Below are 25,420 nucleotides of genomic sequence, written 5' to 3'. Positions count from 1 at the left end.
CAGGCGGTAGTCAAAGTCGTATATATCCCCTGATAAGCGGATATATACCCCCTAAGGGACCCTGGTGCAAAAGTACCTCTCGGGTGTGACATTTCCGGTTCGAACAAGAAGTGAGCCCCGCTCACAGTTCGTCGAACTTGAACGTCTTCCACGAGAAGAGCGCGACCACGGCCGCGAACACCGCCAGGAATCCGAGCTGCGGCAGGACCGCGGTCGGCGGTTCGCCGTAGACCACGACCGACTGCAGCGCCTCGTTGAGGTACCGCATCGGAGAGGCGTACGAAAGCCACTGCACCCACTCCGGCGAGAGCGCCAGCGGGTAGAACGCACCGGAGACGAACGCCATCGGCATCGTCACCAGGTTGCTCAGCCCCGCCGCGGCCGGGCTCGTCTGCGCGATCCCGCCGATGACCACGCCGATCGCCAGGAACGCGAGCGTCCCGAGCAGCACCAGCGGCGCCGCGAACCACGTCCACGCCGACAACCGCAACCCGAAGCCCAACGCCGCCACCGCCAGGAACACCGCGGTCTGGCCCAGCGCGACCACGAGGCTCACCGAGACCTTCGCGCCCAGGAACGTCCGCACCGAAGCCGGCGTCAACCGCAGCCGTCGCAGCAGCTTGTCGCGCTTCCAGTCCACGATCGTGCCGGCCGCGCCGAACACGCCCGAGATCGCCACGCCCCACGCCAGGATCCCCGGCGCGAGGTACTGGATCGGCTGCAGCGCGCCGCCGTCGGCCTCCTCGACCTCGGCCGCCAGCACCGGCTCGCCCGGGGCCGCCGCCGACAGCACCTCGACGTTCACGTCGTCGACCAGCGCCGAGAGCCTGCCCGCCGCGATCGCGCCCGACGTCGAGTTCGTCGCCGACGGGTAGATCCGCACGGTCGAGCCCTCCTGCACGACCGCGGCGTCCGCGTCGCCGTCGCGCAGCAGCTCCAGCGCCGCGTCGAGGTCGGCTGCCCCGGTGACGGCGAACTCCTCCGCGTCCGCGCCGTCGAGGACGGCCACGCTCCCGACCGCGACCACGCGCGAGGCCGCGGTGTCGCCCGAGCCGAACACGCTTGCCAGCAGCACCATGAACATGAGCGGCAACAGGATCGTGAAGAAGATCTGGCTGCGGTCCCTGATCCACCCGCGCCCCAGCGCCTTGAACAGGCTCAGGAACGCGCTGCCGCCCGTCCGCTGGGCGCGCTCGGTGCGCGCCTCGGCCGTCTCGACGCTCATCCGCGCCACTCCCGTCCGGTCACGTGCAGGAACACGTCTTCGAGGTTCGCCGTGCGCACCGACAGGCCGTCCAGCGCCCCGTCGGCGGCCAGCGCGGTCAACAGCGCGCGCGGGTCGCGGGTCTCGAACACGACGGCGGACGCGTCGGCGGTGAACGCCTCACCGGCGGCGAGCTCCTTGACGCGCTCGTCGCTGAGCTGCCCGGCCGCCACCGTCACCTTCGTGGGCGCGTCGAGGCCGCGCACGAACCCGGCGGGCGAGTCGACGGCGCGGATCTTCCCGGCGTCCATGATCGCGACGCGGTCGCAGAGGGCCTCGGCCTCCTCCATGTAGTGCGTCGTCAGCACCACGGTGCGGCCTTCGGCGTTGATCGAGCGCATGAGGTCCCACAGGTTGCGCCGGGCCTGCGGGTCGAGGGCGGCGGTCGGCTCGTCGAGGAACACCAGCTCGGGGTCGCCCACGAGGGCGCACGCGATGGAGAGCCGCTGCTGCTGGCCGCCGGAGAGCTTCTCGCAGCGGACGTTCGCGTGCTCGGCGAGGCCCACGAGGTCGAGCATCTCGGCCGCGCGGGCCTTCGAGGCGCCGTAGAGCTCGGCGAACGTCTCGATCTGCTCGCGGGCGGTCAGGAACTCGAAGAACGCGCTGGCCTGGAGCTGGACGCCGAGGCGGCCGGTCAGTTCGGGGGAGTGGGGCCAGGGCGAGCGGCCGAGGAGGCGCACGGTCCCGGAGTCGGGCTTGCGCAGGCCCTCGACGATCTCGAGGGTGGTGGTCTTCCCGGCCCCGTTGGGACCGAGGATGCCGAAGAACTCGCCGCGTTCGACGCGGAAGCTCACGCCGTCGACCGCGCGGACCTCGCCGGTCCTGCGGCCGCGGTAGGTCTTGCGGAGGTCGGCGACCTCGATGGCGGCGTCCATAACCGCTAACGCTATGCCATCGGCCTTTGTGACCGGGTTCTCGCCTTGCGGGTGTACGAGGAACGCACGTGTACGTCCGCCGGGGCACTCGCCGCGTTCACACCCTCCGTAACAAGACCGTGAGCCGAACTTCATCGCCGAGGAACAGTCGCCGCACGTCCAGGCAATGACGCTCCGTGAAGGTAGGGCGCATGACAACGACTCTGACGCAATCAACGGCCGAAAAGCCGACCGGCGCTCGCAAGGGCTGGATCAGCGACTGGCGTCCCGACGACGAGGCCTTCTGGCAGTCGACGGGGCGGAAGGTCGCCAGGCGCAACCTGATCTGGTCCGTCCTCGCCGAGCACCTCGGTTTCTCGGTCTGGGTGATGTTCAGCATCATCACCCCGTACCTGGCGGCCGCCGGCTACGACTTCACTGTCAGCCAGCTGTTCTGGCTCACGGCCGTGCCTAACCTCGTCGGCTCCTTCCTGCGCATCCCCTACACGGCCGCGGTGGCCGTCTTCGGCGGGCGCAACTGGACCATCATCTCCGCGGCCCTGCTCATCATCCCCACCGCGCTCCTGGCCTACTGCCTGATGACGCCGGGCACCCCGTACTGGCTGTTCATCGCCGCCGGCGTCACCGCCGGATTCGGCGGCGGCAACTTCGCCTCCTCGATGGCCAACATCTCCTACTTCTATCCGGAGCGGCATCGCGGCTCGGCCCTTGGCATCAACGCCGCGGGCGGCAACATCGGCGTCCCGGCCGTCCAGTTCATCGGCCCGTTCGTCATCGCCCTCGGCGTCGTGGGCGCCTCGCAGGGCGTTAACCCCGCCGGCCAGCAGATCTGGCTGCACAACGTGCCGCTGCTGTGGCTGGTCCTCGGTGTCTTCGCGGCCGTCATGGCCTGGCGATTCATGGACAACCTGTCGGTCGCGCGCACGCCGATCAAGGAGCAGCTGCCCGCGCTGACCCGCAGCCACACCTGGATCATGAGCATCCTCTACATCGGCACGTTCGGGTCCTTCATCGGCTACTCCTTCGCGTTCCCGCTGGTCATCAAGATCGAGTTCCCCGAGTTCCAATCCCTGTGGATCGCCGCGCTCGGCCCGCTCGTCGGCTCGGTCGTGCGGCCGTTCGGCGGCTGGCTCGCCGACAAGATGGGCGGCGCACCCATCACGAGCGCAGGGTTCATCCTCATGGGCGTCGGGGCCATGGGCGCGATCTGGGGCGTCAACACCGGATCGTTCGCGCTGTTCTTCATCTCGTTCATGGTGCTGTTCCTCATGAGCGGCATCGCCAACGGCTCGACCTACCGGTCCATCCCGGCGATCTTCCAAGCCGAGGCAGCCGCGGCGGCCGGAGGCCAGGCCAGTGAGACCGACGTCGTGAAGGCCAAGAAGCTCACCGCCGCCGCCCTCGGCTGGATCTCCGCCATCGGCGCCTTCGGCGGGTTCCTCATCAACCAGGGCTTCCGGATCGCCAACGAGACGACCGGCTCGGTCGTCACCGCGATGTGGGTGTTCGTCGGCGGCTACGCCGCCTTCCTGCTCCTGAACTGGTGGTGCTACCAGCGAACGGTCTTCGTGGAGAAGGCCCCGAGCCTCGCCCACGCCAAGGTCTGACCCGCCCCGACCGCGGCAGAGTCGCCGTCGATCCACCGGCCCGCAATCGTCCCGTACGGACGATTGCGGGCCACTTAGCATTCCGGAAACATTGCTCACGTGACGCCGAAACGACGCCCGGTCACACTCGCGGCATGACCGTTCGCGCCGCCCTCCCCGTCCTCCGCACCGCCGACACCCACTGCCCGTACTGCGCGCTCCAGTGCGGCATGCGGCTGGAGGAGGACGCGGAAGGTAAGGTCACCGCCTCGCCGCGCGGCGGCGGCATGTGCAAGAAGGGCTGGACCTCGCCCGAACTCCTCGATCACCCCGAGCGGCTCACCACCCCGCTCCTGCGCGGCGAGCCCGTCTCGTGGGAGACCGCCCTCGACCACGTCGCCGACCGCATCCGCGCGGTCCAGGCCGAGCACGGGAAGGACGCCGTGGGCGTCTTCGGCGGCGGCGGCCTCACCAACGAGAAGGTCTACCAGCTCGGCAAGTGGACCCGCCTCGCACTGGGCAGCAAGCACATCGACTACAACGGCCGCTTCTGCATGTCCTCGGCGGCCGGCGCCCTCAACCGCTCCTTCGGCGTCGACCGGGGCCTGCCGTTCCCGAAGGAGGACCTGAAGGACGCGGACGTGATCGTCCTCGTCGGCGCCAACCCCGCCGAGACCATGCCGCCGCTCATGCGGTTCCTCACCGGCGCCGAGCTCATCGTCGTCGACCCCCGCCGCACCGCGACCGCCGAGCAGGCCCAGCTGCACCTCCAGCCCGCGCCCGGCACCGACCTCGCGCTCGCGAACGGCCTGCTGCACATCGCGATCGAACAGGGCTACCTCGACCACGACTACATCAAGGCGCACACGAACGGCTTCGACGAGGTCCGCCAGACCGTCGCCGGCTACTGGCCCGCGTTCGTCGAGCGCATCACCGGCGTCTCCGTCCCCGACCTGTACGCGGCCGCGAGGCTGATGGCCGGCAAGAAGACCGCGATCCTCACCGCGCGCGGCTCCGAGCAGCACGCCAAGGGCGTCGACACCGTCACCGCCTGGATCAACCTGGCCCTCGCCCTCGGCCTGCCCGGCAAGCCCAGCTCCGGCTACGGCTGCATCACCGGTCAGGGCAACGGCCAGGGCGGGCGCGAGCACGGCCAGAAGGCCGACCAGCTCCCCGGCTACCGCATGATCACCGACCCGGCCGCGCGCGAGCACGTCGCCGCCGTCTGGGGCGTCGACCCCGACATCCTGCCCGGCGCGGGCGTCTCCGCCGTCGAACTGCTGCGCAAATGCGGCGACGAGGTGAAGATGCTCTTCGTGCTCGGCTCCAACCCGGTCGTCTCGGCTCCCCGCGCCGCCCGCGTCGCCGACCGCCTCAAGGACCTCGACTGCCTCGTCTCGTTCGACTTCGTCATGTCCGAGACCGCGCGCCTCGCCGAAGTGGTCCTCCCGGTCACGCAGTGGGCCGAAGAAGACGGCACCATGACCAACCTCGAAGGCCGCATCATCCGCCGCAAGTCCCTGCGCGGCGCCCCTGACGGCGTCCACTCCGACCTGTGGATCATGAAGGAGCTCGCCGCCCGCCTCGACGCCCCCGGCTCGTACTCCACCGACCCTGAGGCGATCTTCGAGGAGCTCGGCCGCGCCTCCGCCGGCGGCAAGGCCGACTACTCCGGCGTCTCCTATGAGCGCCTTGAAGAGCAGACCTTCCAGTGGCCCGTGCCCGGCCCGGACCACGACGGCACCCCGCGCATGTTCGCCGACTTCAAGTTCCCCACCCCGGACGGGCGCGCCAAGTTCATCGCCGTCGACCACCGCCACCCGGCCGAACGCCGCGACCGCTCCTACCCGCTGTACCTCACCACCGGCCGGGTCCTCACCCAGTACCAGTCCGGCGCGCAGACCCGCCTCATCGAATCCCTCGACGGGCCCGACAGCGAGCAGTTCCTGCAGATCCACCCCGACACGGCCGTGCGCCACGGCATCGGCGAAGGCGACTGGGTCCGCATCACCTCCCGGCGCGGCTCCTACACCGCGCCCGCGCGCCTGACCGCTGACATCCGGCCCGACACGGTCTTCAGCCCGTTCCACTTCCCGGGCGCGGCCAACGCCAACGCCGCCGTCTCCGACGTCCTCGACCCCATCAGCCGCATGCCCGAGTTCAAGGTCTGCGCGGTCAAGATCGCCCCGGCCGCCCGCCCCTGACCTCACGCTTCACCCTGCACCCCTGACCTTCGACAGGGGTGCAGGGCCCCGAGAACCGGTCGAAAGACCTAGTAGCTCTGGTCGAAATGCCCAGGGCAGCAGCGAATCCGAGCGCCAGAGTTGATGGAGCGCGCCCGCACGGGCCCGCACCACCGACACGATTGGAACTCGACGTTGCGACGCCAAGCGAAACACGTCCTCCTCGGCGCGACCGCCCTCGCGGTCACCGCCGGGGCGACCGTAGCCGCCATCTCCACCGCGCAAGCCGAAACCACCGATCCCGCCCCCGAAACCACTGCGGCGCTGGCGGTCCCCGCACCGGGCGGCGCGTTCGCCACCGGCACCACGCAGCTCCACCTCGTCGACGAGGGCCGCCCCGACGTGTGGGTGCCCGAAGTGGACCGGGAGCTCATGGTCAGCATGTGGTACCCCACCGCCGAGACCGAGGGCGCGACCGCGCCGTACATGACCCCCGAGGAAGGCGACCTGTTCGGCGCGCAGCTGCAGCTGCCCGGCGAACTCCTCGCCTCGGTCGAGACGAACTCGGTGCTCGACGCCGAACCGCTCGCCGACGACGGCACACTGCCGCTCGTGGTGCTCTCGCCGGGCTTCTCGTTCCCCCGCGCCACCCTCACCGGCATGGCCGAAGAGCTGGCGAGCCAAGGCTATGCGGTGGCCCTGGTCGGCCACACCTACGAAGCGCCCATCACCTTCCCCGACGGTCGCACCACCGAATGCCTCGCCTGCATCGACCAGGAGGTCGAGAAGGTCGTGCCCCAGCGGGCCGAGGACCTGTCGTTCGTCCTCGACGAACTCACCGGGGACGACGCGGCCTGGGAGGATTCCGGCGTCATCGACCCTGAGCGGATCGTCGTGGGCGGCCACTCAATCGGCGGCGCGAGCAGCCACCGCGCCATGCACGAGGACGAGCGGTTCGACGCCGGGTTCAACCTCGACGGCACCTTCTTCGCCCTCGACCCGCACCAGCTCGACCGCCCGTTCATGATGGTCGGCGCCGAAGAGCACGGCCAGCCCGGGGACGACACGACCTGGGACAAGGCCTGGAAGAAGCTCGACGGCTGGAAGCGCTGGATCACCGTCGACGGCACCACGCACAGCTCCATGACGGACTTCGGCCCGCTCGGCGAGCAGGCCGGGCTCAACCAGGACGACCTCGACGGCAACCGCTCCAACGAGATCGCCCGCGCCCTCGTCACCGGCTTCGCCGACGCTCACCTGCGCGGCGACGAGGCCCCGGTCCTCGAAGGGCCGAACCAGGACTGGCCGGAGCTCGTCTTCCACAACCCGTAAACGGCACAAGGAGACAGCAGGCCCGGCCGCGCACTGCGCGGCCGGGCCGGAAGCGGCACCAGGCGAGCATGGAGTGACGCGCCGCCGGGCCGACAAACGAAGGAAGGAGGACGAAATGAGCGCGGCACCAGCATCGACCGGTCTCGAGCGAAGCCGATCAGCGGCGGAGCGCGCAGCTGTCCTCGCAGGGCTCCGGTCAGGAGCCGTCGCGGAGCTCCCCGAGGGTCTCCTGCTTGAACACGATGTCGTTGAACTGGACCGCGCAGCCGTCGCCTTCGGGGGCTTGGACCCCGAAGCCGGCCTTGATCGGGCCGTCGACGCCGAACCCGAAGCTGCGCACGAACTCCCAGCGCCGCCCGTCGTTCGAGGCGTGGAAGACGAAGCCCATGCCGAGGCGGGTGACGCGCATCCAGACGGTGTCGCCCTCGACGGTCCAGGCGTTGGCGTCGTCGGAGGTGCCCCGGGTGACCACCGAGACGACCATGCCCTGCGCGTCGGGGGAGTACTCGAAGCAGAGCTTCGACCAGTGGTCCTCGTCGGCGAGGAGGAAGAGGGTGCCGGCGTCGTAGGTCCCGTTGAAGTCCACGGTGATACGGGCGCTGAACTGCCAGTCGCCGTCGGGCGCGGCGCCGAGAAGGCGCGCGCCGTTGGCCGGGGCCCACTGGGCCGGATCGGGGGCGTACACGTACCAGTCGGTCTTGGGCCCGGCGGTCGCCTCGAGCCCGGTGTCGGTGACCCGCCAGCTCGGCGGTTCGACGCCGCCTTCCCAGTCGAGTGGGAAGGGCAGTCCAGGAAGGTTCACGGTCATCCGGTCAGCTTAGCGGCGTGGGTGCGCGACGCAACCGGCTTCGTTCAACGGTCAATAGAAGGAGGTGAAGTGGCGGTTCCGCTTGGCGGAGCGAGACTCTCGGCGGGGTGCGGGGTGCGGGGTGCGGGGTGCGGGGTGCGGGGTGCGGGGTGCGGGGTGCGGGGTGCGGGGTGCGAAGCGCTTGGCGCGCGGGATGCAGTGAGTCAGTGAGGTGAAGTGTGAGGAGACGGGTGTCTGGGGCGGTCAGGGGAAGGAGGCGGATCGGCGGGACCCGCCTGTCGGAGTGGCACCCCCGGCGGGGCGGCGCGGGCGGACGCGCGGGGCGCGGGGATGTGGTGAGGCGGGGCGCGGGGCGCGGGGCGCGGGATGCAGTGAGTCGGTGAAGTGAAGTGCGAGGAGGGGGCGTCTGGGGTGGTCGGGGAAAGGAGGCGGATCGGCGGATCCGCCTGTCGGAGTGGCACCCTCGGCAGGGCAGGGCAGGGCAGGGCAGGGCAGGGCGGGGTGGGGCGTGGCAGGGAGCGAGGGGGAGCGCGGCCAGATGGATGGTCGGGTGGCGGCTTGGGATGGCGTGGCGTGCTTGATGGCGCGGCGGTCGGGGGTTCAGTTCGAGCGGGTTGTTCGGGGGCGGAGGCGTTGGGGGAGTAGGAACTCCTGGGATTCGCGGGTGTGGACGCGTTCGACGACTTCGATGGGGCCGAGGGCGGCGAGGGATTGGACCACCTCGTCAACGAGGCGAGGCGGTGCGGAAGCGCCGGCGGTGACGGCCACCGTTGCCGCTTCTTGGAGCCAAGCCGGGTCGATCGCGCCGGCGTCTTCGATGAGGTGGGCCGGGACCCCGGCGGTCCTCGCGAGTTCGACCAGGCGGTTCGAGTTCGAGGAGTTCGCCGAGCCGACCACCAGGACCAGGTCCGCCTCGGCCACCACTGCGGCGACTGCCGCCTGGCGGTTGCTCGTGGCGTAGCAGATGTCCTCGGCGCCTTGGCCTTTGATCGCGGGAAAGCGCTGCTGCAGGGCCGAGGCGATGGCCTCGACCTCGGCGACCGCCAGGGTCGTCTGACTCAGGTAGGTGAGTTTCGCCGGGTCGGGCACCCGCAGGTCGGCGACCGCGTCGGCGCTGTCGACCAGGATCGTGCGGTCCGGGGCCACGCCGACCGTGCCGACGACCTCCTCGTGGCCTTCGTGCCCTATCAGGATCACGGTGTCGCCGTTGTCGGCCGCCCGCTTGGCCTCCGCGTGGACCTTCGCCACGAGCGGGCAGGTCGCGTCGACCGCGTCCAGGCCGCGAGCGGCCGCTTCGCGTTCCACCGCGGGTGCGACGCCGTGGGCGCTGAAGACCACGAGCGCGTCGTCGGGGACCTCGTCGAGCTCCCCGACGAACACCGCGCCCCGCGTCTCCAGGTCGGCCACGACGTGTGCGTTGTGCACGATCTGGTTGCGCACGTACACCGGTGGACCGTGCACCTCCAGCAGCCGCTCCACGATCTCGATCGCCCGCTCCACCCCGGCGCAGAAGGACCGCGGAGCAGGGAGGAGCACTCGGCGGTGCACCGATGTCATGTGCGGACTCCCGAATCGAGCCGGTGAGCGGTCGACCCGGCCGCTCGACGCGGAGGCACCCTCAACCGGCGGTGGGGGCCGTTTGCCGTCGACCGGACCGGTGCGCCCGTGACTGCAGCAGCCGCTCGGGTTGTGGTGCAGATACTGCTGGTGGCACTCCTCGGCGAAGCGGTGCACGCGTACTGAATCGCGGCGGCCGTTGCAGGGCCTTCCCTGCGAAGCTCGCGCGCCATCAATTCGCCCTGTGGACGGTGCTCGCCGCGAGTTCGGTCAGTTCTTCCACGGCTTCCGGGCGGAGGCCTTCCACGTCGAGGCTGTTCGTGGCCGATTCGGTGAGTGACTCGGCCGAGGTGCGGCTCGCCTGGCGTCCGCCGCAGGCCTCGACGAGGTCGGCGGCGCGGCGCAGTTCGGTTTCGGTGAGCTGCCCCGTCGCGCTGTAGATCGCGGCCAGCTCGGGCGCGTCGGGGTGACCTGAGCCGAGGGCCGCGGTCACGGGCAGGGACTTCTTGCGGTTGCGCAGGTCCGAGTAGACCGCCTTGCCGGTGACCGCCGGGTCGCCCCAGATCCCCAGCAGGTCGTCCACGTGCTGGAACGCCAGCCCGAGCCGGAACCCGAAGTCCCGCAACGCGTCCACCTGCTGCGGCGTGCCGCCTCCGAAGAGCGCGCCGAGCGCGGTCGCGCAGCCCATGAGCGAGGCCGTCTTCGCCTCGGACATCGCGACGCACTCGGCGAGCTCGACCTGGTCGCGGCTCTCGAACCGCGTGTCCGCGAGCTGGCCTTCGATGAGCGCGCGCACGGTCTGCGCGAGCAGGCTCGTGCCCGCCGGGACCCGGTCGCCGCCGGCCTCGGCAAGGCACTCGAAGGCGAGCGCGTGCAGGGCGTCGCCGACGAGGATCGCGTCGTTGACGCCGTAGACCTTCCACGCGGTCGGGCGGTGCCGGCGCAGGCTGTCGCGGTCGATGATGTCGTCGTGGATGAGGGAGAAGTTGTGGACCATCTCGACGGCCACGGCCGCCGGGACGGCCTGCCGCCAGGCCTCCTCACCGCCGACCGCCTTGGCGGCCAAGAGCGTCAGGAGCGGCCGGAGGGCTTTGCCGGAGTTGGCCTCGACGGGCGTGCCGGAGGCGTCGGTCCAGCCGAAGTGGTAGGCCGCGATGCGCGCGGCGGGTGCGGGGAGCCGGGCGGCGGCGGCGCGGAGCCCGGCGTCGACGGCTTCGCGGGCGGCGGTGTGGTCGGTCAGGACGGTCAAGCGGGGCCTCCCTGGGCGGCGCGGGGTCTACGGGATCGCGGTGGGGTCGCGGGGCGGCCCGGGCGGCCGCCTCGGTGCGGAGGCGGCCGCCCGGGGATCTCAGCGCCCGATCTCGACGTGCTCGAGGATGCCGAGCGCGTCCGGGACCAGGACCGCGACGGAGTAGTAGGCGCTCACGAGGTAGGACATGACGGCCTTCTCGTCGATGCCCATGAACCGCACCGAGAGCCCCGGCTCGTACTCGTCCGGCAGACCGGTCTGGTGCAGGCCGATGACGCCCTGCTCCGACTCGCCGGTGCGCATGCAGAGGATCGACGTGGTGCGCGCCCCCGAGATCGGGATCTTGTTGCACGGCAGCATCGGGATGCCGCGCCACGCAGGGAGGTGGTGCCCGTGGTAGTCCACCGTGGACGGGTAGATGCCCCGCTTGGTGCACTCGCGCCCGAACGCGGCGATCGCCTTCGGGTGCGCGAGCAGGACCTCCGGCTTGCGGCGGCGGCTGATGAGCTCGTCCAGGTCGTCCGGGGTCGGCGGGCCCGAGCGGGTCGGGATGCGCTGGTTCAGCGCCGCGTTGTGCAGGAGCCCGAACTCCTTGTTGTTCATCATCTGGTCCTCCTGCAGTTCGCGGAGGGCCTCGACGGTGAGCCGCAGCTGCTGCTCCATCTGGTTCATCGGCTGGTTGTACAGGTCCGCGACGCGCGTGTGGACGCGCAGCACGGTCTGCGCCACCGAGAGCTCGTACTCGCGCGGCGTCAGCTCGTAGTCCACGAACGTGCGCGGCAGCTCCGGCTCGCCGGTGTGGCCCGCCGCGACGTCGATCGCCGCCTCGCCGTGCTTGTTGGCCTTGGCCGAACGGTTCGCCTTGAACTGCTCCAGATGTGACGCGAGCGCGGGGATGCGCTCGACCAGCTCCGCCGCCGCGGCGGCCGGGAGGGAGAGCACCGTGACCGGGGTCGCGGCCACCACGTCGCAGTCCCACACGGGCCCGTCCTCGACGAGCAGCTCCTCGCCGAAGTGGTCGCCGTCGACCATGAGCCCGAGCGAGGACTGGTCCCCGAACGGGCCCGCGCCGAACTGCTCGACGCGGCCGTGCGCGATCAGGTGGATGCCGTCGACCGGCCGACCCTCCTGTGCCAGGTGCTGGCCCGCACCGACCTCGCGCTGCTCGAACCGGTCGGCCAGCGCCGCCAGCACCTCCTCGTCGTCGATGCCGCGCAGCGGCGCGATCTCGCCGAGTTCGGTGGGGATGACGCGGACGGCGTCCCCTTCGGTCGTGAACTCGACGCGGCCGTCGCCCACCGTGTGGGTCAGGCGCCGGTTGACCCGGTACGCGCCGCCCTGGGTCTGGACCCACGGCAGGACCTTGAGGAGCCACCGGGAGGTGATCTCCTGCATCTGCGGGGCGGACTTGGTGGTGGTGGCGAGGTTGCGGGCGGCGGCGGTGCTGAGGCTGGTCTGGGGATGCTGTCCGTTCGAGGTCTGCTGGGGAACGGCCGGCGAACTGTCGACGACAGAGTCGGTCATGCAGTCACTTCCTCACATTGGGGGAGTTTCAACTCGGAAGCATCGTATCGTCGGTGTGGGGCATGATTGCAATTAATTCACTCGAACGGTGACAAATCATGAGTATTCCGCGTCAATGATGTCGTACCGTTCGATCGCCGTCTCGTACGCCGCCGGCTCGGTCGCGCCGCCCCGGCTGAACGGGTATTCCAGCTGGTAGGCCGCGAAGAGCATGAGCGCGACCATCCCGGAGATCAAGCCCACGAGCACGAACTGGTACTTGCGGGTCGGCGTGCCGAGCGTCAGCATCACCGCGAACACCAGCAGCGCCCCCGGCACCAGCACCGTCCACATCACCGGACCGAGCCCGCGCTGGGCCGTGAACAGCCGGTCGGTGCGGTACTCCTCGACGGCGATCACACCGGCGCTCACGGCGTCGAGCCTCGCCTGCGTCACATCGTCGTCGGTCTGCGCCCCCGCGACCGGCGCCCGCATCCGATCGAGCAGCAGCAGCCCTTCGGAGGAGACGTCCTCCTGGTCGCGCATCGCCGGCCACTCGGCCTCGATGACCTCGTTCGTGTAGTCCCGCACTGCTGCGCGCACCGCGTCGCGCTCGGCCGGTTCGAGCGCCGAAGCCTGCCAGTAGACGTCGACGAGCTGGTTCGCCTCCTGGTAGGTCACGTGCCCGGCCTCGTTCTTGTCCTCCCAGGCGGTGATGAGCACGAACGCCAGGACGATCGCGTACAGGACCGTGAGCAGTTCGAACAGGGTCGTGCCCAGCTCGTTGTTGTGCCCGCGGGAGGTCGGCGGCGCGAACTTCTGGAGGAGTGCGACGACGATGCTGGCCGCGGCCACCACGGCGAGAAAGAAGAGGAGTCCCTGTAGCCAAATGGCCATTGCTTCACCGAATCCTTATAAAGCACAATATTTCAGTGGATATTAGTGAATTCCGGAATCAAGGTCGGAGACGAACATGCGCAGGCTCATAGCGCTCGTCATCACAGCGGTCGCCCTGGTGGCGCTGCCCGCCCTCGCGCTGGCCTTCGAGGGCCGCTCCGAGGCGCCGGACGGCGCCGAGAGGCACCCCCACTTCCCGACCCGGCCGGGTTATCCGACGTTCTGCCTGACCATCCCGCCGTATCCGACCTACCCGGACCGCCCCGGCGAGCGGCGCGGGGAGCACCACCACCTCTGCCCCGAGCCCACCGAAGCGCCCTCGCCCGAACCGCCTTCATCTGAACCGCCCTCCGAGTCGGAGTCACCCGGTTCCCCCGCGCCCGAGCCGCCGAGCCCGTCTGCCGCGACGACGCCCGAACCCGAGCCCCAGGCCCGACCTGAACCCGAACCGGAGCCGGCGCCGCCGGTAACGGCCTCGCCCGCCGCCGCCGACCCGTCCCCCGCCCCCGAACCGTCCAGTGAGGCCCCCGCCCCGCCCGCCCCCGGGCCGCTGCCCGAGGTCCTGGCGGTCGAGGAGGAGGCCCCCGCACCGGTCGCGGCGGAAGCCGACGACGCGACGCCTCAGCGGCGCATGGTCGCCGCCGTGGTCGGGTTCGCCGTGGCCACCGGAGCCGGTGCCGCGCTCTCGCGCAGAGCAGGTAGATAGTCGCGCCACGACGGCGGCCGCAGTCCGGCGGTTGCCGTCGCGGGCAGCTTGAACTCCTTGGGCGCCTCGGCAGCGCCGCCGGCTTCGAGGAACCGGCGGACGCCGTGGGGCGCGGTCGATCCGGGTCCGAAGTCGTGCTGGCGGCGCAGCGTCGCCGCGTCGTACCGGTCGGTCCCGTCGAGGTGCCATTTGTGGATCGCGGCGATCCAGTTCTTCAAGTCCTCCACATAGGAGGACAGTGCTTCCTTCGCGTCGGCGTCGAGACCGAACTCCTCGGCGACGGACGGCAGGTCGTTCGCCTCGACCAGTTCGAACTGCTCGATGCGGGCGTCGGCGAGCGCCGCCGCGATCCGCACCGCCTCGCCCCGGTCGACGCCCAGGTACTCCTCGACGACCACGACCCCGTTGACGAGCTGCCCTTCGTACTCGATCTCCTTGTGGTACGAGACGACATCGTTGAGCAGGCACACGGCGTCCATCGCCGAGGCCTCCATCCACTTGAGCGGCCGGGCGTTCCAGACCTCGTCCGGGACCCTCCGGCCCGCGCGCAGGCGCGCGAGCGACATCGTCAGGTCCGAGCCGAACGCGTCGCGGCGCATCTCGACGTAGTCGACCGGGTCGGGGACGCGGTTCTGCCCCTCGGTGTGCAGCTCCCACAGCCAGCCTTCGAGCATGCGCTCGACCGCGGTGCGGAACTCGGCGCGGGCGCGCTCGTCGAACCCCGCGGCCGTGCGCCGCCACAGGTCCTGGAGCCCCAGTTCGAGCGGGTTCCCCGGGGGCGGCGCGGTGCCGGCGTCGATCGGCATGCACGCCAGGAGCCTGCGGTGCTGCTCGATCGCGGCGCTGAGGTCGCGGCCGCGGCCGAACGCGGCCGGGTAGAAGTCGTCGCCGTAGGTGCCCCAGGCGAGCCAGTCCGCGGAGAGGTCGAGTTCGGCCGGGGTGCCGTCCGGGTCGATACCGGCCGAGCACAGGGCGAAGTCGAACCCCAGGAACTGGCGGCGGTGCCACAGGCCCGAGCCCGGCAGGGCCGGGTCGGGCGCGAGGAAGCCCATGCGCTCAGCCCAGTCGGCCGCGTTCCTGCGGGTCGCGTCCAGGTTCGGGTTGAGCCTGAGTTCGAAGGGCTGGTGGAACGCGGGCAGCGTGGTCGGCCCGACCTGGCGGAACGGCGTGCGGCAGTGCTGCCGCAGGCCGGAGGCGGCGATGCGGGCGGCGCTCGTGCCGATCCCGTTGGGGCCGCTCAGGACCCGGTCGGCCGCGTCGTTCATGTACCGGCTCGAGCGCATGTGCCATTCGTGGCCGCCGGCCTGCCAGTCCTGGAGTCCTTTGGCGTACAGGGCGATCGCGGTCTGCTCGGCGGGGCCGAGGCCGCGGTCGGCGGCGAGGACCGGCAGTTCGGTGAGCGCGGTGTTCTCGAACTGGTGCAGCCGGGAGGTGAGGATGTCGTTGACGAGGTGCGCGGCGGCCTGGGTCTCCATCCCGAGGAACCGCTCGAAGACGAGCACGGCGTTGGCGTTCTCGCCCTCGTCGGTGACCTCCCGTTCGTACGAGAACAGGTCGTTGCGCAGGTGCACGGCGTCGCTGAAGGTGTCGCGCAGGACCTTCAGGGGCCGCTCGTGCGCGACCGCGTCGGGGACCTCCGCGCCGACCGCGTACTCGATGATGCCCGCCGACCACGGGGCCCCGCCGACCTTGCGGCGCATCTCGATGTACTCGATCGGGTTCGCGACCCGGTCGGTGGTGATGTTCGTGAGCTCCCAAAGGGACTCGAACAGCAGGTTGACCGTGCTGGTGAGGAAGCGCCGGCGCCAGCCCATCGACATCGAGGGCGCGGTGCGCTGCCACAGGTCGACGAGGCCGAGCTCGACCGGGTTCTCCGGTTCCGGGGTCTCGCCGAGGTCGAGGGGCATGAACAGGGGGATGCGGTCGAGGTACGCCTTGGCGCCCCGCATGTCGCGGGTGCGCTTGAACGCGTCGAGGAAGTGGTCGTCGAAGAAGAACACCCACACGTACCAGTCGGTGACGAGGTCGAGCGCGGGCGCGTCGCAGTCGGGGTGCGTGTACGCGCACAGCAGGCCGTAGTCGTGCCGGTCGAGTTCGGCCTCGTCCCAGATGACGCCGCCGCCCTCGGCGGGCGCGTCGAGCATGCCCATCGCCTTGGCCCACACGCGCGCGTGCGCGCGTGCGCCCTCCACGTGCGGATTCAGCCGGGCCGGGTGGGGGAGGTAGAAAACAGGTAGCTCGAACGGGTGAATTTTGGCCATAGCGCTCCCTGAGGGCGAAACCGGCTGTTCGGGACGCAACTCACTGTAAGGCTTCGGCGACGATGGCGCCGTCCCCCGGTCGGGTGAACCCGTGGGTATCGGAGCAGGCGAAAAGCAAGGCGCGCTTCCCGATGCGACGGGAAGCGCGCCCTGGTGGCCGGGCGGGGCCGGGTCAGGCGACGGTGAGCCCGTCGGCCAGATCGGCGGGGGTCTCCGGCGGGAGGTTCACGCTTTCGAGGAGCCACCGGAGGGTGGGGACGTCCTGCGGGGCGACCGGGACGCGGGCCCGGACCAGGGCGCCCACGAAGTCGGCGGCGGCGAGGGAGAGCTCACCCACGAGCACCTTCTCGCGCAGCGAGTCCACCACGCCCGCGGCGAGCGACGGCGCGTACTTGCGCACCTGCTCGACCAGCGCGGTCCTGTAGTCGTTCTGCACTGTGCTCCTCGATTCCTAGAACAAGAGGCCTTTGTCGTTGACGACGACGCCTTGGCTGATGTTGCCCGGGGTCGGCGTCGGGTAGGCGGTCCACACGGTGCCGTCCTTGTTGAGGATCACCTTGATCTCCACGCCGTTGTGGACGCCGACGGCCTCGTAGCCGCCGCCGGGGCGCGGGGTCATCGAGGTCGGGTTGCGGGCCACGTTCTCGATGCCCTCGAGCATCTGGGGTTCCGTCCACTTGTCCGGGAACTCGGTGCCGCCGCCCGATCCGGGCGCGTGGCCGCCGCTGATGAGATCGCCTCCGGCGCCGTACTCACCGTAGAGGATGTGGGTCTTGCGCTTGGAGGTGTCGCCGAGATTCGGCATGTCCTTGAGCTGCTCAGGGGTCCAGCCGCTGGTGCCGGGCTGGTTCGGGGTCTTCGGAGCGGACCCGCCGCCGGCCTGGCCCTGGTCGAACTCGTCCCAGGCCGCCTTCACGGCCGAGGAGACGCCGCTGACCGGCGGTTTGACCTTGGGGGGACCCGGCCGGGGACCGGGTTTCGGCCCCGGCTTGGGAGTGTTGAGCGCCAGGGCGATGACGGCGACGACGAGGAGCTTGGCGAGGGCGCGCATCTGGGCCTAACTGTCGAGGAGCTGCTGGAGGGCCTGGAGGCTCGTGACGAGCGCGATGACGATCCCGACCACTGTGGCGAGGACCTGCGCGATCATGCCGGCCGCCTGGGCCGCGACCGCGGGGATGCCCACGCCGGTCGCGCAGAGCCCCAGCCACACCGGGAGGCGGACGAGCAGCGTGGCGACGAGCTGCGCGATCAGGTCGCGCACCAGCTCCCGGGTGACCGTGACGAGGGTGCCGGCGCCGGTGGTCGCGGCGCTCATGGCCGCGCACAGCTGCGCCAGTCCGTCGGTGCCCTGGACGTTGTGGCCCATGTTGGCCTTGTAGGCGCCGGCCGCGTCGTCCTGCCAGCCGGCGATGTCGGATTCGATGAACCCGGTCAGCTCGTCCTTGATGGCCATGAGCTCTTCGGCCATGTTGGTCCACGTCTGGGCGTGCGCGGTGAGGATGTCCGCGTCCCCGGTGAGGTCGTCGAGGAGTTCGCGCAGCGGCTCGATGAGCTCGATGAGCCACGAGACGCCAGTGGAGACGATCGCGCCGAGCGGGTCGAGGAAGCCGACCGCGTTGAGTCCGGCGCTGACGCCCGCGAGGGACGCGTCCACCCATGACTCGGATTCGATCGCGGAGACGATGTCCGCGATGTCCTCGCCGATGCCTGCTCCCTTCCAGAAGTGGTGCGAGTCCTCGACATCGGCGACCAGGGGGTTGTCGCTCATCTAGAAGCCTCCGGAGAGCCGGTCGAATTCGCTGCCGGCGCCGGCGTCGGACTCCTCGTAGAGTTCGGCACAGGTCCGGAGCGCTTCGACGTGGGTGCCGAGGTTGCTGATGCCCTTGCCGAACAGGGGCTCGACCATCTGGTGCTTGTCCTCCAGGATCCCGGCCATCCACTCGCACAGCGGCCCGAACGCGTCGGGGGCGGCGGTGATCTCGGCGGAGGCCGCCTGCACGGTCTCGAAGCGCTGGATGAGGCCGTCGATGTGCCCGGCGTGGGTGCGCAGTTCCTCGGGGTCGACCTCGATGCCGCCGCTCACCGCTGACCGCCCAGGCGGGCCTGGAGGTCGTTCGCGACGGCCCGGCCGGTCTCGGAGTCGGCGCCGACCGTTTCGGCGATGACCTCCTGGGTCTGCGCGGCGACCCGCTGCTTGGCCTGGGCCAGGGCCTCCATGAGCGCGCGGGAGACGGCTTCGGGGGCGGTGCGATTGATGCGCGCGGAGAACTCGGCGCCGAGCAGGACGCCGCTGGAGTCGACGGTGACGGTGACGAGCCCGTTCGCGTCGCTCGCGGCCGCTGTCAGGGTCCGCATGCGGGTCGCCATCTCCTGGGTCGCCGCCACGGTCCGCTGGAAGGCCTCCTGGCGTTCCTGCAGGCGGGCGACGGCGTCGTCGCCGCTGAGTACCCGTCGGTCCATGCTCGATCACTCCTCGTGCCGCCGGCTCGGGCACCGGCGTCCATCAGTCCGTGAGGATAACCCAGATGTCCAACCGCCCCTCACGTCACGGACGCCCGTCGTCCTCCTCCGCGTCTCCTGGCCCGCCCCTGTATCCGCGTAGCCGGTGCTCACACGGGGTCCGGTTCCGGACGCGAGCTGTCGAGCGCGGGAATCGGGAGCGTGCGGACTACTTAGCACACGCGAAACATTCACCGCTCGATCGCGTAACAGGTGCAGGCGAATCTAGACGCCAGTCGGGGACTGACAGCGTCGTCGCCCAGACAGCGCGCGGCGGGCGAGCCCCCGGGAACTCCAGGAGCGAGCCCACCGCCGCCTACGCAGTCAGTCCAGCACCGGGAGGTCCAGCGCGTGAAGGTCGCGATCGTCGGTTACGGCATGGCCGGGGCCCGCATCGCCCGCGAGCTCGGGCGGCGCGGGGTCGAGGTCACCGTCTTCGGTGACGAGCCCCAGGCCGCCTACAACCGCATCCTGCTCTCGAGCATGATCGCGGGCAAGCAGACCGAGGACGAGATCGCCCTGCCGGTCCCGCCCGAGAACGTCGAAGTGCGCCTCGGCGAGGCCGTCGAGCACGTCGACCTCGAGGCGAAGACCGTGAACGGGGTCGCGTTCGACAAGCTCGTGCTCGCCACCGGCGCGGACGCGTTCGTCCCGCCGATCCCCGGGCTCGACCCGCTGCCCACCGGCGCCTACGTCCTGCGCACCATCGAGGACGCCCGCGCGATCCTCGACGAGGCCGCCAACCGCGCCAGCGCGATCGTGCTCGGCGGCGGGCTCCTCGGCCTCGAGGCGGCGCGCGGCCTCGCCAAGCGCGGCATGGACGTCACGGTCGTGCACGCGGCCGGGCACCTCATGGACCGCCAGCTCGATCCGCTGGGCGCCAAGGTCCTCGCCGACTCCTACGCCGAGGTCGGCGTCCAGTCGGTCGTGGACGCGCAGACCACCCGGGTCATCCACGGCGACGACGGCCTGACCCTCGTGCTCGCGGACGGGCGCACGATCACCGGCCAGCTCATGGTCGTCTCGTGCGGCATCCGCCCCAACGCCGACCTGGCCCGCTCGCTCGGCATCGACTGCGGCCGGGCCGTGAAGATCGACGACCAGTGCCGCACCTCCCACCCGGACGTGTTCGCGGTCGGCGACTGCGCCGAGCACCGCGGCATCCCCTACGGGCTCGTCGGCCCGGCGTGGGAGCAGTCCGACGTCGTGGTCGACCTCCTCTCCGGCGTGAACCCGGACGCGGCCTACGAGGGCTCGCGCCTGGTCACCCGCCTGAAGGCCTCCGGAATCGAGCTCGCCGCGATGGGCGAGGTGGAGGGCGACGAGGTCGTCTCCTTCGCCGACCCGACCCGCGGCACCTACGCCCGCCTGGTCATCGACGCCGAAGGCCGCCTCGCGGGCGCGGTCATGCTCGGCGACAACCCGATGGTGGGCCAGGTGGTCCAGTTGTTCGACACCGGCGACCCGGTGCCGCACGACCGCCGCACCCTCCTGATGGGCCGCCCCGGCGAATCCGTGTCGGTGGCCCCTGATACTCCGGCGTCCATGTCCGACGAGGTCGTGGTCTGCCGCTGCAACAACGTCACGAAAGGGGCCCTGGGCAAAGCGTTCCTCAACGGCGCGCGCACGCCCGAGGCCCTGTCGGAGGCTACGCAGGCCTCGACCGGCTGCGGCACGTGTGCCGAGGACGTCGCGGGTCTGTGCAAGTGGCTGAACAGCACCGTCGCTGGAATCGGTCAGGCTGCCGAGCAATTGAATGAGGTGTCAGCATGAGCAAGTTGGTAGTCATCGGCGACGGCATGGTCGGCCGCCGGTTCCTGGAGGCGGTCACCCAGCGCGACCCGTCCTGGGAGGTCACGGTCCTGTGCGAGGAGCCCCGTCCGGCCTACGACCGGGTGCGCCTGTCGGCGTTCTTCGACGGCGTCAGCGCCGAGGAGCTCTCGCTCGCCTCGGACCTGGACGGCGTCGACGTGCGGCTCGGCGAAGCGGCCGTGTCGATCGACCGCGAGGCCAAGACCGTGCGCTCGGCTTCGGGCGAGTACGCCTACGACAAGCTCGTGTTCGCCACCGGCTCCTACGCTTTCGTGCCCCCGATGGAGGGCGCGGACCTCGACGGCGTGTTCGTCTACCGCACCATCGAGGACCTCGAGGCGATCAAGGCCCACTCCGCGGGCCGGCGCCACGGCGTGGTCATCGGCGGCGGCCTCCTCGGCCTCGAGGCGGCGAACGCGCTCAAGCTCCTGGGCCTCGAGACGCAGATCGTCGAGTTCGCCCCCTGGCTCATGGCCCGCCAGCTCGACGAGGCCGGCGGCGGCATCCTCAAGCAGCACATCGAGAAGCTCGGCATCGGCGTCGACTGCGGCACCGGCGGCACCAAGATCGAGGCCGTCGACGGCCGGCTGCGCATGGAGACCAACCGCGAGGGCGTCGCCTACGACACCGACCTCATCATCTTCGCCGCGGGCGTGCGCCCCCGCGACCAGCTCGCCCGCGAGTGCGGCATCGAGGTCGGCGAGCGCGGCGGCATCATCACCGACCTCTCCTGCGTCACTTCCGACCCCGACGTGTACGCGATCGGCGAGGTCGCCGCGATGGAGGGCATGTGCTACGGGCTCGTGGCCCCCGGCTACTCGATGGCCGAAGTGGTCGCCGACCGCCTGGCGGGCGGCGAGGCCACGTTCCCCGGCGCGGACATGTCGACGAAGCTCAAGCTCCTCGGCGTGGACGTCGCGCAGTTCGGCGCGATGGACGGCCCGCTCTCGACGACGTACCTGGACCCGGCGAACGGCACTTACGCCAAGCTGATCCTCTCCGACGACGCGCAGACGCTCCTGGGCGGCATGCTCGTGGGCGACGCCGAGCCCTACCCGCTGCTGCGGGCCTCGGTGGGCGGCAAGGTCCCCGGCAAGCTCGCGGACCTCCTCGGCGGCGGCGAGATCGAAGGGTCGCTCCCGGACGGCGCGCAGGTCTGCTCCTGCAACGCGGTCACCAAGGGCGACATCATGAACGCCATCCACGAGGACGGCTGCACCGACGTCCCGGGCCTCAAGGCCTGCACCAAGGCCGGCACCTCCTGCGGCTCGTGCATCCCGATGCTCAAGCAGCTGCTGAAGGAAGGCGGCGTCGAGGTCTCGAACGCGGTGTGCGAGCACTTCACGCAGTCGCGCGCCGAGCTGTTCGACATCGTCAAGGTCACCGGCATCACCACCTTCTCCGAGCTCATCGCCCGGTACGGCACCGGCGCCGGCTGCGACCTGTGCAAGCCGACCGTGGCCTCGATCCTCGCGAGCCTCTCCAACGGGCACATCCTCGAAGGCGAGCAGGCGTCGCTCCAGGACACCAACGACCACTTCCTGGCGAACATGCAGCGCAACGGCACCTACTCGGTCGTCCCGCGCATCCCCGGCGGTGAGATCACCCCGGACAAGCTCATCGTCATCGGCGAGGTCGCCAAGGAGTTCGACCTCTACACCAAGATCACCGGCGGCCAGCGCATCGACATGTTCGGCGCGCGCGTGGAGGACCTGCCGAAGATCTGGCGCAAGCTCGTGGACGCCGGCTTCGAGTCGGGCCACGCCTACGGCAAGGCCCTGCGCACCGTCAAGTCCTGCGTCGGCACCGACTGGTGCCGCTACGGCGTCCAGGACTCGGTGAAGATGGCCATCGACCTCGAACTGCGCTACCGCGGCCTGCGCAGCCCGCACAAGCTCAAGTCCGCCGTCTCCGGCTGCGCGCGCGAGTGCGCCGAGGCCCGCGGCAAGGACTTCGGGATCATCGCCACCGAGCACGGCTGGAACCTGTACGTGGGCGGCAACGGCGGCTTCACGCCGCGCCACGCCGACCTGCTGCTGTCCGACGTGGACTCCGAGACGCTGGTGCGCACCATCGACCGGTTCCTGATGTTCTACATCTCGACCGCCGACCGCCTGCAGCGCACCTCGAAGTGGGTCGAAGGGCTCGAAGGCGGCATCGACTACCTCCGCGAGGTCATCGTCGACGACAAGCTCGGCATCTGCGGCGAGCTCGACGCCCTCATGGAGAAGCACGTCGAGAACTACGCGGACGAGTGGAAGGGCGTCATCGACGACCCCGAGAAGCTGCAGCGGTTCGTGTCCTTCGTCAACGCGCCGGAGGCCCCGGACCCGAAGATCGAGTTCGAGACCGTGCGCGGCCAGAAGTTCCCGGCCGGGACCACCGCCCGCTCGCACAGCACGCCCGTCGCCCTCGGCACGCCGATTAGCCTGAGCGCACAAAGGAAGTGATCACGATGCAATCCATCTGCGATTTCGACCGCATCATCCCCGGCCGCGGGGTCGCCGCCCTCCTGGAGGACGGCACCCAGGTCGCCGTGTTCCGCCTCGCGGACGACAGCCTCTACGCCGTGTCCAACCTGGACCCGTTCATGGACGCCAACGTCATGAGCCGGGGCCTGGTGGGCGACCGCGGCGGCGAGCCGATCGTCACCAGCCCGCTGCTCAAGCAGGCGTTCTCGCTCAAGACCGGTGTCTGCCTGGACGACGAGGCGGTGGCCCTGGAGGTCTTCGCCGTCGAAGTCCTCGACGGGCGGGTCCGCGTCGGCGTCAACTCGGAAGTGAAAGCGAGCGCCTGATGGCCGGAGCCCAAGCCCTTTCCCGCGAAGCCGAGTCGCCCGCAGCGCTCGCGCCGCTGACCGGCTACACCGTGGCCGTCACCGCGCAGCGCCGCGCCGACGAGCTGGCGACCCTCCTCGAGCGCCGCGGCGCCCGCACGGTGGTCGCCCCGACCCTGCGCATCGTCCCCCTCCCGGACGACGAGGCGCTGCGGGCGGCCACTGTGGAGCTCATCCGTGAGGCCCCCGACCTCGTGGTGGCGACGACCGGCATCGGCTTCCGCGGCTGGCTCGAAGCGGCCGAGGGCTGGGGCATGGGCGACGACCTGCTCACCGTGCTGGGCCGCGCGCGCATCCTGTGCCGCGGCCCCAAGGCCCTCGGCGCCGTGCGCGCCGCCGGGCTCACCGAGGAGTGGACCGCGCCGAGCGAGACCGGCGACGAGGTCGTCGAGTACCTGCGCGAGCGCGGCGTCAACGGCCAGCGCGTCGCGATCCAGCTCCACGGCGACCCCGCCGAGGACTTCATCCAGACCGTCCGCGACGGCGGCGGCGCGGCCGTCGCCGTCCCGGTCTACCGCTGGACCCTGCCCACCGACATCACCCCGGTGCAGCGGCTCGTGGACGCCATCTGCGCCCGCCGCATCGACGCGGTGACGTTCACGTCCGCGCCCGCCGCGAACGCCCTGCTGCGCATCGCGGGCGACCAGGCCGCCGACATGCTCGAGGCCTTCCGCGCTTCGGCGGAGGACAACGGCGTCCTCCCCGTCTCGGTCGGCCCGATCACCGCCGCCCCGCTCACGCGGCTGGGCGTCGAATCGGTGCAGCCCCAGCGCGCCCGCCTGGGCGCGCTCGTGCGCACCGTGGCCTCGGCCCTGCCCAAGCGCTCGCGCAAGCTGCAGCTCGCGACCGGGCACTCGATCGAGCTGCGCGGCCACATGGTCCTCCTCGACGACCAGCCGTTCCAGCTGCCTCCCGCCCCGATGGCCGTCATCCGGGCGCTGGCGTCCGCGAACGGCAAGGTCCTCTCCCGGGCCGAGCTGCTGGGCCACCTGCCGCGCGGCGCCGACGGCCACGCCGTCGAGATGGCGGTGACCCGCCTGCGCGACGCCGTGCACCTGCGGTCCTGTGTGGAGACGGTCATCAAGCGCGGTTACCGCTTGAACCTCGAAGTCTGAAATCCGCTGCCCGCGCCGCCCTGACTCGCGTCAGGGCGGCGTTCGGCGTGTCCGGGCCGGTCACCGGCCATTGAGGATGGGTGGCGGGAGCGGTCGCGACTCACTACGATGAGGTTCCTGAGAACGTCAACGCCCGCATAGTTCCGCCATCGATCGGAGGCCGCCATGGCATACCCGCCGGCGCCGCAGTATCCGCAGTCGCCCCCGCCGGGGCCGAAGACCAAGCCCGGGTCGGTCACCGCCGTGGTGTGGACCCAGATCCTCACCGCCGTGCTGCTCGTCGCCAGCGGCATCGCCATGTTCTCGGTGATGTCCTCTGTGGAGGACAAGGTCACCGAGCAGCTCCTCTCCGACCCCGAACTGGCGGACTCGGGGCTCACCCCCGACAACGTCGGCTCGCTCATGACCTTCACGTTCGCGCTCGTCGCGGGCGTCTACGTCGTGTTCGCCGTCTTCTACGTGATCCTGGCCCTCCTGGTGAACAAGGGCAACCGGGCCGGTCGCATCCTCAGCTGGATCCTCTCCGGCATCGGCCTGCTGTGCTGCGGCATCGGCGGCCTCATCGGGCAGCTCAGCAGCTCGATGACCGCGAACGTCAACGGCCAGGAGTACCAGGACGAGGCGACGCAGGCGATCGAGGACGCCACGCCCGGCTGGGTCAACGCCATCGACTGGGCGACGCTCATCGTGCTCATCGTCGGCTCGCTGCTGATCATCATCCTGCTCGCCATGCCCGCCTCGAACGAGTTCTTCCGCAAGGACGAGCCGCCGATGGGCCCGTACATGGGCCAGCCGCCCTACGGCCAGCAGCCGCCGCAGCCCCCGCAGCCGGGCGGCCCCGACCAGCCGCCGTACGGCCAGCAGCCTCCCGGGCCGCCGCAGCCCTAGCGAGACCTGAACGGCCCCACTGGAGTGCGCTCCGGTGGGGCCGTCGGCG

At 70.8% G+C, this 25,420-nt stretch carries 22 protein-coding genes; 9 read left to right on the top strand and 13 right to left on the bottom strand.

The window, feature by feature from the left end:
* Positions 1–121 precede the first annotated feature (121 nt).
* Complete coding sequence (locus AB0K52_RS03595; protein ID WP_363525648.1) at positions 122–1,225, bottom strand: ABC transporter permease; 1,104 nt, start codon at positions 1,223–1,225, stop codon at positions 122–124.
* Complete coding sequence (locus AB0K52_RS03590) at positions 1,222–2,139, bottom strand: ABC transporter ATP-binding protein (protein WP_363525646.1); 918 nt, start codon at positions 2,137–2,139, stop codon at positions 1,222–1,224. The genes AB0K52_RS03595 and AB0K52_RS03590 overlap by 4 nt, the downstream gene beginning before the upstream one ends.
* A gap of 191 nt (positions 2,140–2,330) precedes the next feature.
* Between AB0K52_RS03590 and AB0K52_RS03585 the strand changes: the two genes are divergently transcribed.
* The 3 genes from AB0K52_RS03585 to AB0K52_RS03575 all read left to right on the top strand — a co-directional run bounded on the left by AB0K52_RS03585 (position 2,331) and on the right by AB0K52_RS03575 (position 7,240).
* Positions 2,331–3,746, top strand: a complete 1,416-nt coding sequence (locus tag AB0K52_RS03585; protein WP_363525643.1) for an MFS transporter — start codon at positions 2,331–2,333, stop codon at positions 3,744–3,746.
* A 134-nt stretch (positions 3,747–3,880) separates the two neighbouring features.
* Positions 3,881–5,929: a molybdopterin oxidoreductase family protein gene (locus AB0K52_RS03580; protein ID WP_363525640.1), complete on the top strand. Its 2,049-nt coding sequence runs from the start codon at positions 3,881–3,883 to the stop codon at positions 5,927–5,929.
* A gap of 174 nt (positions 5,930–6,103) precedes the next feature.
* A complete protein-coding gene (locus AB0K52_RS03575; protein ID WP_363525637.1) occupies positions 6,104–7,240 on the top strand; it encodes an alpha/beta hydrolase in 1,137 nt (378 codons plus the stop codon).
* 196 nt (positions 7,241–7,436) lie between these two features.
* On the opposite strand, the gene AB0K52_RS03570 is transcribed toward AB0K52_RS03575, so the two are convergent.
* The 5 genes from AB0K52_RS03570 to AB0K52_RS03550 form a co-directional block, all read right to left on the bottom strand.
* Positions 7,437–8,048 carry a DUF1349 domain-containing protein gene (locus AB0K52_RS03570; protein WP_363525634.1) on the bottom strand — a complete coding sequence of 204 codons (612 nt, stop codon included), beginning with the start codon at positions 8,046–8,048 and terminating at the stop codon, positions 7,437–7,439.
* 600 nt (positions 8,049–8,648) lie between these two features.
* On the bottom strand, positions 8,649–9,605 hold the full coding sequence (ispH, locus tag AB0K52_RS03565) for a 4-hydroxy-3-methylbut-2-enyl diphosphate reductase (RefSeq protein WP_363525631.1): 957 nt from the start codon (positions 9,603–9,605) through the stop codon (positions 8,649–8,651).
* 232 nt (positions 9,606–9,837) lie between these two features.
* Positions 9,838–10,854 (bottom strand): polyprenyl synthetase family protein, encoded by a 1,017-nt coding sequence (locus AB0K52_RS03560; RefSeq protein ID WP_363525628.1) that lies wholly within the window; start codon positions 10,852–10,854, stop codon positions 9,838–9,840.
* Positions 10,855–10,953: 99 nt separating this feature from the next.
* On the bottom strand, positions 10,954–12,378 hold the full coding sequence (locus tag AB0K52_RS03555; protein ID WP_363525625.1) for a family 2B encapsulin nanocompartment shell protein: 1,425 nt from the start codon (positions 12,376–12,378) through the stop codon (positions 10,954–10,956).
* A 96-nt stretch (positions 12,379–12,474) separates the two neighbouring features.
* On the bottom strand, positions 12,475–13,254 hold the full coding sequence (locus AB0K52_RS03550) for a hypothetical protein (protein ID WP_363525623.1): 780 nt from the start codon (positions 13,252–13,254) through the stop codon (positions 12,475–12,477).
* Positions 13,255–13,330: 76 nt separating this feature from the next.
* Here AB0K52_RS03550 and AB0K52_RS03545 point away from each other — a divergent pair, with 76 nt between their 5' ends.
* Positions 13,331–13,960 carry a hypothetical protein gene (locus AB0K52_RS03545; RefSeq protein WP_363525620.1) on the top strand — a complete coding sequence of 210 codons (630 nt, stop codon included), beginning with the start codon at positions 13,331–13,333 and terminating at the stop codon, positions 13,958–13,960.
* Here the strand turns inward: AB0K52_RS03545 and AB0K52_RS03540 are convergent.
* The 6 genes from AB0K52_RS03540 to AB0K52_RS03515 all read right to left on the bottom strand — a co-directional run bounded on the left by AB0K52_RS03540 (position 13,876) and on the right by AB0K52_RS03515 (position 18,681).
* Entirely contained in the window at positions 13,876–16,221 is a 2,346-nt protein-coding gene (locus tag AB0K52_RS03540) for a germacradienol/geosmin synthase (protein ID WP_363525617.1), read from the bottom strand. The two genes, AB0K52_RS03545 and AB0K52_RS03540, sit on opposite strands and share 85 nt — an antisense overlap.
* A 172-nt stretch (positions 16,222–16,393) precedes the next feature.
* The gene (locus AB0K52_RS03535; protein ID WP_363525614.1) at positions 16,394–16,657 is read right to left on the bottom strand and encodes a hypothetical protein; all 264 of its coding nucleotides are present in this window, start codon (positions 16,655–16,657) and stop codon (positions 16,394–16,396) included.
* 15 nt (positions 16,658–16,672) lie between these two features.
* The gene (locus AB0K52_RS03530; RefSeq protein WP_363525611.1) at positions 16,673–17,272 is read right to left on the bottom strand and encodes an EndoU domain-containing protein; all 600 of its coding nucleotides are present in this window, start codon (positions 17,270–17,272) and stop codon (positions 16,673–16,675) included.
* 6 nt (positions 17,273–17,278) lie between these two features.
* Complete coding sequence (locus AB0K52_RS03525) at positions 17,279–17,989, bottom strand: hypothetical protein (RefSeq protein WP_363525608.1); 711 nt, start codon at positions 17,987–17,989, stop codon at positions 17,279–17,281.
* Positions 17,990–18,304, bottom strand: a complete 315-nt coding sequence (locus AB0K52_RS03520) for a type VII secretion target (RefSeq protein ID WP_363525605.1) — start codon at positions 18,302–18,304, stop codon at positions 17,990–17,992.
* The gene (locus AB0K52_RS03515; RefSeq protein WP_363525602.1) at positions 18,301–18,681 is read right to left on the bottom strand and encodes a YbaB/EbfC family nucleoid-associated protein; all 381 of its coding nucleotides are present in this window, start codon (positions 18,679–18,681) and stop codon (positions 18,301–18,303) included. Before AB0K52_RS03515 ends, AB0K52_RS03520 begins: the two co-directional genes overlap by 4 nt.
* 390 nt (positions 18,682–19,071) lie before the next feature.
* Here AB0K52_RS03515 and AB0K52_RS03510 point away from each other — a divergent pair, with 390 nt between their 5' ends.
* The 5 genes from AB0K52_RS03510 to AB0K52_RS03490 all read left to right on the top strand — a co-directional run bounded on the left by AB0K52_RS03510 (position 19,072) and on the right by AB0K52_RS03490 (position 25,371).
* Positions 19,072–20,493, top strand: coding sequence for an FAD-dependent oxidoreductase (locus AB0K52_RS03510; RefSeq protein WP_363525599.1), 1,422 nt, complete (start codon positions 19,072–19,074; stop codon positions 20,491–20,493).
* A complete protein-coding gene (nirB, locus tag AB0K52_RS03505; protein ID WP_363525596.1) occupies positions 20,490–22,982 on the top strand; it encodes a nitrite reductase large subunit NirB in 2,493 nt (830 codons plus the stop codon). The genes AB0K52_RS03510 and nirB overlap by 4 nt, the downstream gene beginning before the upstream one ends.
* A 5-nt stretch (positions 22,983–22,987) precedes the next feature.
* Positions 22,988–23,329, top strand: a complete 342-nt coding sequence (gene nirD / locus AB0K52_RS03500) for a nitrite reductase small subunit NirD (RefSeq protein ID WP_363525594.1) — start codon at positions 22,988–22,990, stop codon at positions 23,327–23,329.
* Complete coding sequence (locus AB0K52_RS03495) at positions 23,329–24,483, top strand: uroporphyrinogen-III synthase (RefSeq protein WP_208496380.1); 1,155 nt, start codon at positions 23,329–23,331, stop codon at positions 24,481–24,483. Before nirD ends, AB0K52_RS03495 begins: the two co-directional genes overlap by 1 nt.
* Positions 24,484–24,648: 165 nt before the next feature.
* Positions 24,649–25,371, top strand: a complete 723-nt coding sequence (locus AB0K52_RS03490) for a hypothetical protein (protein ID WP_363525592.1) — start codon at positions 24,649–24,651, stop codon at positions 25,369–25,371.
* Positions 25,372–25,420 lie beyond the last annotated feature (49 nt).

Source organism: Glycomyces sp. NPDC049804 (assembly GCF_040674615.1).
Lineage (GTDB): Bacteria > Actinomycetota > Actinomycetes > Mycobacteriales > Micromonosporaceae > Glycomyces > Glycomyces niveus.
The sequence above is the reverse complement of the archived record's forward strand: the minus strand, read 5'-3'. Positions and strand labels throughout refer to the sequence as shown.